This window comes from Chitinophaga hostae, from assembly GCF_018224885.1.
GTDB lineage: Bacteria > Bacteroidota > Bacteroidia > Chitinophagales > Chitinophagaceae > Chitinophaga > Chitinophaga hostae.
Map to the genome: position 1 here is coordinate 943,503 of NZ_JAGTXB010000001.1, position 15,170 is coordinate 958,672.

The following is a 15,170-nucleotide window of genomic DNA, read 5'->3' on the forward strand; positions in this document are numbered from 1 at the left end:
CAAACCTTGCAATTACGTAACGATACGGCAAGGCTTTTCTTTTGCCTCTCCTTCCTCCCGGAAAAAAGCATTCAATGTGAAACCAGTTAAGACTTTCTCAACGGATACGTGCTACTTCTTCAATTTCTTCAGCATGTCCACTGCATTGTTGTTAGCTGGATTTAACGCTAAACTTTTTTCGTAATATTTAATCGCTAAAGATTTGTTGCCTTTATCCATGTACCCTTCGGCTAAACTATCATAGGCATCAGCCGACTCCGGAAATGCAAAAGCATTTATTTCAAACAATGTTATGGCCTGGTCTATTTTATTTTCGTTAATTAAGTCGTATCCTTTATTATTTACGATGTAGCTAATCAGGTCTGTTCCTTTACTCCGTCGAAGGAATTCGTCTTTCCCTGCCTGAAGTCCTTTCTCTATCACCGTTTTTATAATCCGTTCTGTAAAGTCGTTATTCTCTTTATTTTCTGCAACAGGAATAGTTGGCTTGTAGTTTTTATCAAAAATAATCCCGGCAATATCAATGCTTATTTTTCCATCAAAATTACGTTGATTTGATCTATTAGAAAGCATGATTATAGTTACCCGTTCATCAATAAATCGTGTAAAATCGGCATACATGATGTTGTTGACGCCGTTATGCCAGACTCTTTCCGTATGTCGGTTTGTTTTGGAAACATCCCAGCCATAAGCGTAAAAGGCATTTCCGTTTTTATCTTCATCAGCTCTAAGCTTTGGATGATATAGTTGTTGCTTTTCCTGGTTTGATAAAATTTTGTTAGTTGTTAATGCTTTGTCCCATTTAAACATATCTTCCACATTGGAAAGAATACTACCATTTCCTGTAATGTTCCAATATTGATCATCAATATCATAACCCTTGTCTGTAGGCTTTCCCCAAACACTGTCGTTGTTATAATAACCAACAGCCACGTTTTCAGCATTGAAATCAGGCCGGCTTGTACCGGTTAGCTCCATTCCTGCGGGTTTGAATAAATTTTTGTATAGATAATCCTCATAGCTTGTTCCTGCTACTTTTTCAATAATGATTGCTAATAGACTGTAGCCGATATTAGAGTAGGAAAATTGTGTTCCGGGCTCAAAACGTAACTTCGTACTGAACACTTTTTTGATGAAGTCATCTTTATCAATTTTATCATAATCCTTACCGATGCTGTTGATTAGTCCTGCCTGATGGCGAAGCAGGTCATGAATAGTGATGCTTACTTTATCTTTCGGGACATTCGTAAAATATTTAGTGATTCTATCATCAATTGACAGTTTGTCCTGCATCTCCAGCTTTAGGATAGCTGATGCGGTAAATTGTTTAGTGATGGAGCTGATATTAAATATAGTAGATGGCTCATTTTTTAAATATATCTTCTGATCTCTGTATCCATAGCCTTTTGAAAGCACCTTTTTTCCATTCATCCCGACCAGTACACTTCCTGAAAAACCAACGTTCTCCATTTTATTGAGATAAACTTCAATACGTTTCACTATAGACGCTTCACGCCGATGTTGTGCAAAAGCGGAAAACGCTATGCATAAAACAAATGTCAGGGTGATAAAAAATTTGTTCATAGATGATCTTAGGTTGACTTCTTTTTAAAACATCCTACTGCCGCGTTAGCCTAAATGCAGATTAAGATGTTTATTTTTTTGCTATGAGCTTAATGTGGAATTCATTGGAATCCGACATAGTTTGATCAGCTAAATTATCATAGAACTTTCCAGGGAAAACAAGTCCGGGGCGGTGGCTAAGCATTAATTTCAAGCTTGTAACCTTTGCCACGTACAACAACAATTTTGGTATTCGGATCCAATTCCAGTTTTTTCCTCAATTTTGATATGAACATATCCAGGCTACGCCCCACAATAACACCTTCATCTTCCCATATCTCTTTTTGCAGCCGGCTTCTCTCTACCGTCTCGTTAGGAGACAACGCGAAAATGAGCAGCAGCCGCGTTTCAGTTCCAGTCAGGTCTATGGTCTTTTCATTTATTATAAGGTGACGTTCCTGCGCATCAAACAAGACCGAGCCCAGAGTGAATATCTTGGTACCCTGACTCTTAGGTAAGGCTCTCCGTGGCTTAACAGCTCTCAAAAAAATAAAACCAACAAATGCTAAAAATGGCAGGCTGCCCAGAAGATATCCATTCTTTGCAGTGTTCATACCTGCCGGTTTGAATTTAATATTGATCATGTAGCATGCGCTGGGTTGCTTTCTTCCTATGCATGCTACAATGTCATCTTTTGTATTTTTGGATACAGCATATGCATAGGCTACACTGGAGTTGCTACAGTTCAGCACATTAACTACATAGTCACGTGCGAGCGGGTCTTTGGCCAACAAACGCCGGGTGGTGTTCACCAGGGAGCCCGGTTGAAAAGTAAGTTCATTCTCAAACCTGATCAAGTACTCATTTTCCGCGATCTTTTTTACCGGGAGCACCCTTGATGTACTGTCGCCCGACTGTAAGAGCAATTCATGCCCGATCCTGCGGAGTAAAACTTCCCTCCTGGCAATATCGAAGTCGTCGCTTCCCTCCATACTGAAAGCCACGCAGATAACGGAGATAACCAGCAGGAGCATTAGTCCGTACAGGTACTTGCCCTTCCCCTCAAGCAGTTTTTGGCTTTCAAACATAGTATTGCGATTTATTTACAAAGGTTACATTTTAATTTACAATCCTGGTTTCAGTGGCTGAAAGATATCAAAGTAATTTTGCTGAATCAACTTTGATATGATATGAAAAACAAAAAAAGGTTTTGTACAGCCTGATTATCCTGTTGGTGGCAGGAGTAATTTGTTTTCCGCACAAGCTTAGCAAAAACATGACGTTAAGGCTGTCATTTCCCCGGATGTCTCTTCCGGACCTGCCAAAGTCGATAAACTTGATAAGTTAATAAGCGCGTATGCTGAATATGGCAAATTTAATGGATCTGTCCTGGTTGGCCAGGCGGCTATGAAAAAAATGACACAGCTTTTGCCTTACAGAGAATCTTTAACAATAATAAAATAACTTATGAAATACACACAGATTTACCTTTTGCTCTGGATATTTGTTTTTAGCACTTCCTGCGGACAAGGCCAAACAGCAGTGAAAAAAAATATTATCAACTCCGAAAACAAAGATGTATCCATTTCGGGCGGTCCGAACGGCATTACCCGTAATATCATACAAGATAGAAAGGGCAACATTTGGATGGCCTCATGGGAAGGGGTTTTTAGATACGATGGAAAATCGTTTATCAATATTACGGGCAAAGTGAGTTCGGCCCGTTTTTTTTCTCTTTTAGAAGATAGTAAAGGCAATTTTTGGTTCGGCTCTATTGGCTCAGGTGTTTATTATTATGATGGGAAATCCTTTCAAAATTTTACCATCAGGGATGGACTTCTTAATAATGATGTTGGTAGTATTTATGAAGATAAAAAAGGCAATATCTGGTTCGGCGTTTTTGGAGGAGCAAGCCGTTATGACGGGAAATCTTTTCGGAATTATATCATAAATGGAGATGCGATGAATGAAGACCGGACCCGGAAAACGTTTCCGGCCAGACCTCCTTATGAGGTTAATGCTATTATTGAAGACAAAACAGGCAGGTTTTGGTTTGCTACAAGAGGCAATACCTTTGTTTATGATGGAAAAACATTTACCGTTTTCACCCATGAGGACAAACCTTTTAAGAATGTTCGTTCTATCATCGAAGATAGAAAAGGCAATATCTGGCTTGGTGGACCTAATGGTCTTTGGTGCTATGATGGTAGCGCATTTACCAATTTCACACAGAAGTTTGTTGGTTACATAATCGAGGATAAAAACGGCAATATCTGGACCAGTTCAGAAAGAGATAGCAGCCAGGCTTCAGTACTTTCCCGGTATGACGGAAAGTCCTTGTCTAATCAACCTTGGGCACTTTCCCGTTATGATGGAAAGTCCTTGTCCAATAAAAGGCCTACGGTAACCGAAATAGCAAATAATCCCATGTTTTTTGGGATTTTGGCATCTAATGATGGAAGTATTTGGTTTGGTGCTGTTGATGGGGTGCGTCGTTATGATGGAAATACCATCACCAGCTTTAACGGTAAAAAGAGCCAGGAATAAATGCGTAGCGTAAGAGCCCAATCCTGATGGAAACTATCAATTCCGGTTAAAGCTGCCATAAGAAAGTCCGGAAGATCTCCTGTCGCCGCGACTTAGCAAAGAGCCTGCTCAGAGAAGAGCAGGCTCTTTGTAATATTCTATTCACCGGCACAGTAGTCTATTTACTGCTGGTAGTCATTATCCGGTAGTCGATAGTTAGTAACTATTTTTCTCAAAAAAATATCTTCCTGTTTGTTTTCTTAGTAAATATCCGTATTTATGGCTGTATGTATGAACATATTAAAAAGCGTAACTTCCAATCTTTCATATATAGCAATTTTGAAAAACAAATGAAACGAGTGTTTATCCTTCTACTGCTACTTGTTGTCTGTTTCCCTACGCATGCACAGAAAAGCAGTTCGCCGGCAGATTACGTACAACCGCTTGCCGGAACAGCTACGAGCCGCTGGTTTTTTTTCAATACGGCATGCCGTCCGTTTGGCATGGTCAATCTCTCTCCTGACACCCAAACCGGAGGCGACTGGAAAAATGGTTACCTCTATGGAGATAAAAAAATCCGATGTTTCAGTCACGTTCATGGTTGGCAACTCTACGGACTGGCAGTTTTACCTTTTACGGGAGCGCCAAGGGGTGAAGAAGGAATGAATGTTTATCAGTCAGATTTTGATCACCAGCACGAGCAGGCCAGCGTTGGCTACTACCAGGTGTTGCTTCAGACCTATGGAGTCAATTCTGAACTTACTTCCAGCAACCGGGTAGGAATGCATCGATATACTTTTCCCAAGGATTCAATACGGGGAGTCTATTTTGATTTGTGCGCTACTTTAATGGATAAAATAAAGACGGCAAGTTTGCATAAGAAGAATGAACGGGAACTGGAGGGTAGTATAACGATGGCCGCAACTTCCAGGCGCCCAAAGCCATTTACGCTTTACTTTGTTGTGCAATTCTCTGATTCAATTCAGTTGCTTGGGAAATGGCGCGGCAAGCACAAAATATCTGATGTAACTGATACCATATCCGGCCCCGGTATCGGAGCGTGGGTGGAATTTCGTCCGTCAGAAAAGCCACTGCTAATGAAAGTAGCACTTTCTTATACCAGCGTCCAGGGCGCTCTGATAAATCTTCAAAGCGAGGCGCCTCACTGGAATTTTGATCAGTTGGTACAGGAATCATATAAAGAGTGGAATAACTATCTGAGCCGGATAGAAGTACATACATCCGATATTAAAGCGAAGGAACGTTTTTATACGGATCTCTGGCATGCATTGCTTGGCAGGAGAACAATAAGTGATGTTGATGGCTCCTACTGTGACAATACGGGGCCTTTGCCCCTCACTAAGCGCACGGATCGCGACAAAAGCGGCATACCCTATCCGCACTATAATTTTGACGGTATTTGGGGCGCACACTGGTCCATATCGCAGTTATGGGGTATGGTTTATCCTGAAATCACCAATGGTTTTTGTAATACTATGCTTGATATGTACCGTAATGGCGGACTGATACCCAGGGGGCCTTCAGGCGGTAATTACACGTTTGTGATGATAGGCGATCCGGCTGCCCCCTTCTTTGCGTCGGCCTATCATTATGGTATTCGTAATTGGAACATCTCTTTGGCATGGGAAGGGTTAAAGAAAAATGCCTATCCGGGTGGCATCCGTGATCATGCCGGTTACGAATTTGATGATCAAGCTTCCGGTGGAGGAATGAACTATTACATAAAGAACGGCTATGTACCGGAAGGAATTGCAGGAGGCGGTGCTCATAAAGACGGGGCATCCATGACCCTTGAATATGCCTACCAGGATTGGTCCCTGGCGCAACTTGCCCTTTCGCTTGGCAAAAAAAAGGAGGCAGACGAGTTTTTAAAACGGAGTACAAACTATAACAAACTGTGGGATAAAGAAACTGGTTTTATGCGGCCGAGAAACTCCGATGGAAGCTGGATAAAAGAGTTCATACCTATTGGAAAAAATAAAGAGTTTGCCACCACAGGCTTTTGCGAATCTAACAGTGCCATATATACGTATTTTGTTCCTCAATCTCCCAGGGGACTTATTCAATTACTGGGTGGCAATGAAGCTCTTTGCACCAGGCTGGATTCACAGCTTCAAAAGGGCGAGGCGCACCACTTCCTCGTTCCCCATGGTGAACATGGGACAGCTTCGGCAGATTTTGAAAATCAACCTGCGGTAGGAATGCCCTGGCTGTTCAATTTCGCGGGCAAGCCCTGGTTATCACAAAAATGGGTATATAGTATCAGAAATTCCGTATTCAGTGAAATCACCCCGGATGCAGCCTACAGGGGCGACGAAGATCAGGGCCAATTCGGATCCGTTGGTGTAATGATGGCAATGGGCCTGTTCGATTTTCAGGGAGGAGCCGGACAAAATCCAACATGGCAGATTACAGCTCCTGCCTTTGATAGCCTTACTATCCATCTTAACCCGGACTATTATCCCGGTAAAACCTTCCGGATAAAAACTTTGGGGCAAGCGCCGGGTAATTGTTATATACGATCTGCAAGGCTGAACAACAAGCGCTGGAACCATTACTGGCTTCGCCATGAGGACCTGGTAAACGGAGGAACGCTTGTATTGGAGCTGGGTGCTCAGCCGAATTATTCATGGGGAAACTAAATCGTTCCCCCATGAATATAATTACCTGCCTGGTTCAACACAGCTTATTTTCAACTAACAAAGCTGCCTGGTTTTTAGATTACATTGTTTTTTGCACCACTTTCTCTGTTGAGTCGCTGTTTACTGCATTACCAACAAACCAGCGGTTAGCAGCCTTCTGAAGTTCGTTGCAATCCGGTTGGTCGTCGGCTGCCCAGGCGATAATCCCATCAGGACGTATCAGTACAGCACTTATACCCAGCGGGGCTTTTGCATTGCCTGAAATATACCTGATTTGGTCGCCATATTCATCAGCCCAGGTTTTAAGGGAGGCATTGCCGTTGAAGTCAAGGAGTATGCCCTGTCCGCTATGCATTGCGTCACCTATTGTTGTGCTGTTTTCAAATTCAAAGTTGGGAACGCTGTGGCCTGTCAGCGGGTGATCACCATCAAGATGGTATTGAGTATAAATACCCCACACCCTGCCGGCAAAATAAGTGGCGCCATCGCGTGTATCTATTAAATCGCCGACGATTGCGCGCATCGCCCTGGCGGATGGGCCGGGTCTCATCAGGGACACTTGTGCCCGCGACCAATCCAGCACTTGTGCACCGATGGGAGATCGCTCGGTATAATAGCTGTTCAGCAGGTCTTCCGGCGCTGTCTCCTTAATGGTAGCGGCGAGTTTCCAACCCAGGTTCATGGCATCCCCCAGTCCGAGGTTAAGCCCCTGACCTCCCAGCGGCGAATGAATGTGCGCAGCATCACCGGCTAAAAGTACCCGCCCGTTGCGGTAGGCGGTGGCTTGTCGTGCCCGGTCGGTCCAGGTGGTTCCGATATGGAGTGCTGTAATGGTAACGTCGGTGTTGGAAACATAGCGAAGTACCTGTTGCACATGTTCAGCGGTAAGTGGTTGGCCAGACTGATGAAACGCCCCGGCATCAAAATCCTGTATGGCCAGGTAACCTGGCTGGGATTGCACGTACATACCTGTTGACGTAATGTTGCGGCCGGGACTGAGCTTCTCAGGATCGGCCATATCAACCAGCACGGAGTAACCGGTAAATTCGGGCTCGGTGCCGGCGAATTCAAAGCCACCGGTTTTGCGAACAACACTGCGGCTTCCATCGCAGCCCACAAGCCATTTGGCTGTAAAGGATTGTTCGCCCGACTGAACGGTTACTTCATCTGCGGTTTGCTGAAAGTCAGTCACGGCAAGCCCATGCCTGATATCCACACCCAGGGCTGTTGCGCGCCTGGTGAATATCGCCTCAAGCTCACCTATTTCAGACAACAAACTGGGGGCGGTAGCTCCTGGCAGGCGATATTGCCATTGTGTGGCGTCAATACGATCGTCATAAAACGGAATACCGGCGAAATGTCCTGCCTGTCGGCGGGGCTTGGGCCCCTGTCCTGCAGCAGTGGTAAGATGAGGATTTTTAAGGCGTTTATGCAGCTCCAGTTCATCCAGCAAGCCACGACGATACAGCGTTTCAATAGTGGGTGAAGAGAGACCTCGTATTCCGAAGGGTGGATGCTTTAACGGAGACTGAGGATTTTCCGCTTTTTCCAGTACCAGGACCGAACAATTGGCGAGGGCCAGTTCGCAGGCGAGGAACAAACCTACCGGTCCTGCACCGGAAATGATTACATCATAAATAGGATGGTTTTGCGTGGGTTTTGTGTTTTCAGGTGTAGCTTTCATGTAAAATAATTGAAACACAAAATTCCGGAATGCTTAACCCTTAGGCTTGTATAAACGCGACAAAATCATCGCTTACCGCCTGTTTGCCTTTTTTTGCTTTTCGCGCAAATGCCGCGGGCGTACTGCCGCTATAGCGTTTGAACTCCCTGCTTAGGTGGGATTGATCTGTATAGCCCAGTTCCAGGGCTAAGCCGGCGAGGTTGGAGTCGGGGGAATGCCATAATTGGTTTCGCACCTGCTCAAAGCGGATAAGACCGGACACGTCTTTGACAGTATAACCGGAAGATTGTTTGAATTTTCTTTCCAATGTGCGAACCGTTGCATGAGCCGCCGCAGCTACCCCGCTTACCGGCATGGCGCCATTTGCTTCCCGCATGGCAACTCCTGCTTTGGATAGCATACTGTCGGCAGCAATTCCTGACCGGGCATCCAGGAAATATTGTTGTACCCGTGCAATCGCTTCGTCTGTTTTGCCCGCCTGAATACTTTCATTTAACGAGGATTGGAGCGCGGCCACAGGGTGTTCAAATTCGTGCAAACCGTGCTTGCCGGAAGGCAGTCCGAGCAAATCGAATACGGTCCAGGGATAGCACCTGACACCAATGATTTCAAAAAGATTTTTCGTGGTTAGCAGAACAGGTTGATTGAGCAGCCCCATCATAAACGGTGAGGGCAATGATTTCATCACTCCATTGCTGAAAATGCTGCAGCCACTTCCGAAATGAAAAATAATTTCAGCGTAGCCGTCGGGCAGCACCTCAAAGTCCGACGGTGATGCTCCGAAATCGCCCCTGTTGTACCAAAAGCATTTAATGGTATCCTGTAGCGCTTCAGGGGGCTCAAATTCCCGGTGCAGCATTTTGAAAGGTTGCATATGTTGGTGCGTGGTAGTATGTGATAAAATTAAGGTAAAAGAGAGATACTTTGTATCTTTAGTAACAGGTCTCCCACCTGCATTAAATTTTGTCAACATGAAATATAATGAAATCAGGCCCTGCAAAGCGTTAATACCATATGTGAAATGCTTCTACATATATGAATCTGATATGAATGCGGCATTTGACGATACTGTTTTTCCAAGCGGCTGCATCGAAATTATATTTAACCTGGGAACCGGGAACTGGCAAACTGCGGCAGGAGATACTTTTGTAACCACGCCACCGGTGGAGTTATGGGGACAAATTACCCAGCCTTTGCCCATCAAATCCATTGGAAGGAATACGATGCTGGGTATCCGTTTTTATCCGCATGCGGCGGCCTGTTTTTTAAACGATAAGATAGACCTGTTTAACAACCAGGTGGTTGATTTTCGCGATTTGCCGGATCGTGGGGTCAATACGTTGTATACACAATTGCAGCACAGCAGCAGCTGGAAACAGAGAGTTGAGCTGGTGGAAGATTTTTTACTACGCCGGCTTTCCCTTTCGAAGAAAAGAATTGGTAAGATGGGATTGGTAAATGATATCATGAGTGAAATTCGCCAATACGATTTCTTTGATAACCTGGAAAATGTAGCCGCACGTTATGGTATTACCTCCAGGTATCTTCAAAAAGTATTTCTGCAATACACAGGGCTTACGCCCAAATTATACAGCAAAATAAACCGCTTCCAGCATAGCCTGCAGCTGGTGATGAAAAAAGATACCTCCCTGACTTCCATTGCTTACGATTGCGGCTATTTCGACCAGTCACATTTTATAAGGGAATTTAAATCCTTTACGGGACTAACCCCTTCCGGTTATACACCGGAGAACTCCCCTGTTACACTCGCCGTTAATAATTAAATAGTTCCGTTTTATACAATTACAGGTGTTGCTGCAGGAATAATTTTGTTGCTGATAATAAACAACAGCATAGTTGTCACTTATCAAACAACAAATTTGTTCATTTTAAACAGCAAACATCATGTCTTCGAAATTTGACACTTTCCGTGCCCTGCATCAATCCGATAATTTATTTGTATTGCCCAACGCCTGGGATGCCAGGAGCGCATTGCTTTTCCAGGAACAACAGTTCCCGGCTGTAGCCACTTCCAGTGCGGCGGTTGCCGGTAGCCTGGGGTATGAGGATGGGGAAGGCATGCCTTTCCATGAATATCTCTTTGTGATTAAGCGGATACTGTCAACCGTACAAATTCCAGTGTCGGTTGATATGGAAATGGGATATGGAGCTTCCGACGAAGAAATCCTTCATAATGTGAGAACGCTGGCGAAACTGGGTATTGCGGGGATTAACCTGGAAGACTCCCTCATCAATACATCGGGCCGGGTATTGAAAGATGCCGACGCGTTTGCCCGCACCATCGCATTTCTTAAGCACAACCTGCTGCACGAAAAACTGCAAATCTTCATTAATGTACGTTGTGATACGTTTATCCTGGACGTAAACAATAAGCAGGAAGAAACCATTCACCGTATAAAAAAATATGAAATGGCCGGAGCAGACGGGATTTTCCTGCCATGTATCAGCGCAGAAGATGATATTGAACTGGCCGTCAGCCACAGCCCGTTGCCCTTAAATGTGATGTGTATCCCCGGGCTTCCCGGTTTTGATACGTTGAATAAACTGGGTGTAAAGCGTGCCAGTATGGGGCCATTTTTCTTTAGCAAAGTGTACGATAACGCTATTCATCTTTCCAGGGAGATTGTTACCGGAAAAAGTTTTTCCCCGGTTATTTAATATCATTCATCTCAAAAAAAAATCAGTATGAATTTACCTACCAGAGCAGCAGATGCTCATGCTGCATTAGCGGCTGCCTTCAATACCGGCGATGTTGCCACCGTATTGAATATGTACGATTTCGATGGCATTATTGTGCCGGAGCCGGGGAAGCCTGTTTCCGGGAAAGATGCTTTTGAAGAAGCGATTAAATCTATTTTATCTATCAGGGGAACCATGGAAATCAAAACGGTGTATTGTCTTCAAACCGGGAACCTTGCTGTGGGCCGGTCGGAGTGGAATATCACCGATGGAGAGGAGGTAAAAGTCAGTGCCAAAGGTATTGAGCTGATGCGGCAACAGCCGGATGGTACCTGGAAAATTTTGATAGACCATGCTTTTGGCGCCATGGAAAACATAACGGTTTAGTCGTTACCGTTAGCCCGGAAGACAGCCGCTCAGGAAATGGAGCGGCTGTCTTTTTTAGGAAACACACGAAAAATACGTTCTTAATATCATGCCAGATTATTGCCGGCTCTTCTACCGGGTTAATATTTTTATAGAATAATTTTTATAAATAATATGTATTTTATTTTATGTAAAATAATTATCACTTTCTCTTCTTCCCTGTGCATTTTCATTCATCTTTTTTACCCTGATCTTTTCGCTGTTCATTTTGTTCATTTCCGCCCCGGACCTGCTACAGCGCTGATTATTCGGCTACATTAGTCCTACCGAACCGAATTCCCAATAATTACACGACTAAGTATCCTTATGCGATTCCCTTTGTGTGCCTTGAATGCAAATATCCCTGTTGTGTTACCTGGAATAAACAGGGTAATACCGTATGTGATGTTAGCATGCCTGCTGTGTATGATGTATCCGGTTCGTACCTCCGCACAAATAGGTTGCCCGGTTACCAAAATAAGGAAGTATACTTCCGGTCAGCGAACAGATGCCGTACTGGGTGATGTGCAGAATGCCGCCAATGCTACAGATGCGAATCCTGCGAGTCTTTCTACATTAAATGCCCTTGCTGTACTGGGACTCACCTACGCAAGACAATATCTCAATTTCGACGCCACGGTGGCGGCAGGTACCCCCGTGAGTGTAAAAATAATGTATCCTACTAACCTCGTGGGCGTAGGCACAGCAGTGACGATACAACCTTTTATATACGATAGCCATCATGTGGAAAAAGCCGCTGGCGTGTCTTTTACCATAGGCGACCTTTTATCCTTACTCAGTGGTTCCGGTGATATGGAAGTCCCCCTCACCCCAAAAGATGCAGCAGGAAACCCTGTTGCCTATGATGGCGTATGGGTTACGCTGACGGGTGTTTTATCAGTAGGCGTAAGCATGGGCGTGTATGATGCATGGATCATGCAGAACGGACCAGGCACCATTAATTGCAACACCGCCGTGGATGTGCAGGCGGGGATCAGGGCCGGCGCACTTAGCCTGTTAAATGCCACCGGCAGTGTGGATAATAAGTGGCTGGCAATTGACAATGATCCGGGTCTTACTACCTATGCTCAACTCAACACCGGCGTAAAAGTGCTGAGTGAGGTGTTTGAAACAGTGGTATTCAGTACGCCTTCCAAAGCAGGAGATTCGATATACATCGTTTTGCAGGACCCCGGCAGCGGTTTGCTGGATCTTAACCTGCTTACCGGCTTCGCCATACAGCCCTATCTCGGCAATACAGCTGCCGGCAGCCCTATTACCAACAGCGGCTCATTGCTGAATTTGCGTCTGTTGAGCGGACCCGGACAAAAATATGTACTCTCTGCTGCGATCCCCGTTTCATTTGACCGGATAGATATTAAGCTGGGTGGTTTGGTGGAAGCGCTTAGTGCATTGCGTATTTATGACGTAAGAATGGTAGCGCCTGTGCCGGCTTATTCCCTTACAATAGATGGACTGGCGAATGCCGGCCCTGTTTGTATAAGAGATGTGGGTAAGCTGAAGTTTACCATTACCAATCCTGATGCCTGCGCCACCTATCACTGGTACAAGGCAGACAATACCCTGTTGCTGGCTAACAGTACCACGTTTACACCTGTTATCACCAGCGCAGGTACCTATACTTATTATGTTGAAGCCATCCGAACAGGCTGCAACGGGAATGTAAGTAATCGTGTGTCCGTTACCGTTACCGTTGTTCCCCGTCCCGGAGCACCGGTATTAACTATTCAATTAAACCCTTGACATATGAAAATCGTTACTTTCGGAATGCGCCGGCCTTTCCATCCTGTTTTACCGATCCCTGTTATCCGTACTGGTATTTTTACCTGTTTCATGGCGGCATTATTAATGTTGTGCGCCCTTCACGTGAGCGCGCAAACACCCGCAAAGGTGAAAACGCCGGCGGAATTGTCGGTCGGAGATGATCCTGCAAAAGGTACTTCTACCAGTACCGGTACTACTTTGTTTTGTGCAGACCAATCGGGCTTTACGCTGAAGTCGAGTACCACTGATCCCAACAGTAGCCCTGCCGTGAGTTACACCAATTGGGCGTGGCAGGAGCTGGATGTAAGTGGTAACCCGGCTGCATTGCCGGCTACTGCAACACCTAACAATGAAAAACTGGTAGTTGCCTCTGCCACGCCGGGATGGCATACCTACCAGGTGATTGCCTCTACCGGTACGGCAGAATGTCCGGCCGATCCGGTTATTTTCACCGTATATGTATTGCCTAACCTCACCATCACCGCTGCAGTAGATCCGGCGAATAATCCGGCTCTCACGTATTGCGCGGCCAATGGCGCGCCCACAGATCCGGCGAAGCTTATTAAGATGAAGAGTACGGTGGCATTCGCTACCACGCCACGATCACTCCCCGGCCTGAAAGATTATCAGCTGAGTGATTTTGAAGTAAAGTATACCTGGACAAAAATTGATGTGACCACCAACGATAAAACTACGGTAGGCACAGATGCAGATTACACCGTTGCAGATCCTGCTTCAACAACTTCCGGAGTGGAAAAGAAATTCAAATATACTGTACAGGCAGTGTATTCCGTGAAGGGTTGCAGCGACTACATCGCCACTACTCAATTCAACGGTAGTGACGCCATTATCACAGTTACACCTAAACCAGGCAAACCGGTTATTACCATCGAGTAAACAGGGTATGGGTAAGAAAGTAACGGTAATCATCCTGGTACTGGGCTGCTGGATAGCTTCAGCGATGGCGCAACAGCAGCCACCGATCAGGTATATTATGCCCGGGCAGCAGGTAAAACTGACTGCCAATCCAACGAATGCTCCCCGGTACCAGTGGTACCGGGATGGCATTCCGTTGGGTGGTGCATTTCTGCAGGATTACGTTACAGCCACACCCGGCAGGTATACCGTGGAAGCATATAACGGTGACGGGTGTATGTCGGATTTGTCAGATGCCGTGATCATTGCGGAAATTACCGGCAGAGGACCCGATGCAGATATGCAGATCAATAAGACGGCCGACAATGGTGCATTCAGGCTCAACAGCACTTTCAGTTACTATCTCACCGTTGTGAATAACGGACCGGCAGCTGCCACCGGTATCGTGGTAACAGATAAACTGCCCAAACAGGTAGCGCTGGATCTGTTGTCAGTGCCTACCGCCGGCAGCGCTGTTTACCAGGCAAATGATCATACGGTATTATGGAAAATAAGCGGGTTAGCTACCGGCGCTACGGCCTCGCTGGCTATCAGGGTAAAAGTGCTGGAAGCCGGCGCCATCAGCAATACGGCTACGGTTGCTGCCACAGAGCCGGACAAGGCGACACAGAACAACAGCAGTGCTCATCAGTTGCTGGTATTGCCGCTGCATATTCCCAATGCCATCACGCCAAATGGCGACGGCGTAAATGATGTTTTTATAATCAGTGGATTGGAACAGTATCCTGAAAACGAGCTTACTATTCTGAACCGCTGGGGTAACCACGTATTTGAACAAAAAGGCTATGCACAAAACTGGAGTGGCAAAGGATTGAATGCAGGCACCTATTTCTACCTGTTACGGGTAAAGGATGGAAATGGCCGCTGGCAAGACTTTAAAGGATATATCACATTGTTGAAGCCATAAC

General features: G+C 45.4%; 12 protein-coding genes. 8 read left to right on the forward strand and 4 right to left on the reverse strand.

From position 1 onward, the window contains the following. Positions 1-111: 111 nt before the first annotated feature. Positions 112-1,584, reverse strand: a complete 1,473-nt coding sequence (locus KE626_RS03930; RefSeq protein WP_211971561.1) for a serine hydrolase — start codon at positions 1,582-1,584, stop codon at positions 112-114. Between the two features lie 176 nt (positions 1,585-1,760). Continuing rightward, positions 1,761-2,651, reverse strand: coding sequence for a winged helix-turn-helix domain-containing protein (locus KE626_RS03935; protein ID WP_211971562.1), 891 nt, complete (start codon positions 2,649-2,651; stop codon positions 1,761-1,763). Between the two features lie 379 nt (positions 2,652-3,030). Here KE626_RS03935 and KE626_RS03940 point away from each other — a divergent pair, with 379 nt between their 5' ends. Both KE626_RS03940 and KE626_RS03945 read left to right on the forward strand, forming a co-directional pair. Further along, positions 3,031-4,110 (forward strand): ligand-binding sensor domain-containing protein, encoded by a 1,080-nt coding sequence (locus KE626_RS03940; protein ID WP_211971563.1) that lies wholly within the window; start codon positions 3,031-3,033, stop codon positions 4,108-4,110. 329 nt (positions 4,111-4,439) lie between these two features. Further along, a complete protein-coding gene (locus KE626_RS03945) occupies positions 4,440-6,752 on the forward strand; it encodes a GH92 family glycosyl hydrolase (protein WP_211971564.1) in 2,313 nt (770 codons plus the stop codon). Between the two features lie 79 nt (positions 6,753-6,831). Here KE626_RS03945 and KE626_RS03950 read toward each other — a convergent pair whose 3' ends face one another. Beyond that, on the reverse strand, positions 6,832-8,436 hold the full coding sequence (locus KE626_RS03950; protein ID WP_211971565.1) for an FAD-dependent monooxygenase: 1,605 nt from the start codon (positions 8,434-8,436) through the stop codon (positions 6,832-6,834). Between the two features lie 40 nt (positions 8,437-8,476). Continuing rightward, positions 8,477-9,310 (reverse strand): AraC family transcriptional regulator, encoded by an 834-nt coding sequence (locus KE626_RS03955; RefSeq protein ID WP_249207234.1) that lies wholly within the window; start codon positions 9,308-9,310, stop codon positions 8,477-8,479. Between the two features lie 97 nt (positions 9,311-9,407). On the opposite strand from KE626_RS03955, the gene KE626_RS03960 reads away from it, so the two are divergent. The 6 genes from KE626_RS03960 to KE626_RS35000 all read left to right on the forward strand — a co-directional run bounded on the left by KE626_RS03960 (position 9,408) and on the right by KE626_RS35000 (position 15,169). Continuing rightward, positions 9,408-10,220 carry a helix-turn-helix transcriptional regulator gene (locus KE626_RS03960; RefSeq protein ID WP_211971566.1) on the forward strand — a complete coding sequence of 271 codons (813 nt, stop codon included), beginning with the start codon at positions 9,408-9,410 and terminating at the stop codon, positions 10,218-10,220. Between the two features lie 121 nt (positions 10,221-10,341). Beyond that, the gene (locus tag KE626_RS03965) at positions 10,342-11,115 is read left to right on the forward strand and encodes an isocitrate lyase/PEP mutase family protein (RefSeq protein ID WP_211971567.1); all 774 of its coding nucleotides are present in this window, start codon (positions 10,342-10,344) and stop codon (positions 11,113-11,115) included. A 27-nt stretch (positions 11,116-11,142) separates the two neighbouring features. Continuing rightward, positions 11,143-11,523, forward strand: a complete 381-nt coding sequence (locus KE626_RS03970; RefSeq protein WP_211971568.1) for a YybH family protein — start codon at positions 11,143-11,145, stop codon at positions 11,521-11,523. A 423-nt stretch (positions 11,524-11,946) separates the two neighbouring features. Next, on the forward strand, positions 11,947-13,305 hold the full coding sequence (locus KE626_RS03975) for an immunoglobulin domain-containing protein (RefSeq protein ID WP_211971569.1): 1,359 nt from the start codon (positions 11,947-11,949) through the stop codon (positions 13,303-13,305). Positions 13,306-13,308: 3 nt separating this feature from the next. Next, positions 13,309-14,223 carry a hypothetical protein gene (locus tag KE626_RS03980; protein ID WP_211971570.1) on the forward strand — a complete coding sequence of 305 codons (915 nt, stop codon included), beginning with the start codon at positions 13,309-13,311 and terminating at the stop codon, positions 14,221-14,223. Then, positions 14,165-15,169 (forward strand): T9SS type B sorting domain-containing protein, encoded by a 1,005-nt coding sequence (locus KE626_RS35000; RefSeq protein WP_211971571.1) that lies wholly within the window; start codon positions 14,165-14,167, stop codon positions 15,167-15,169. Before KE626_RS03980 ends, KE626_RS35000 begins: the two co-directional genes overlap by 59 nt. Position 15,170: the final 1 nt, after the last annotated feature.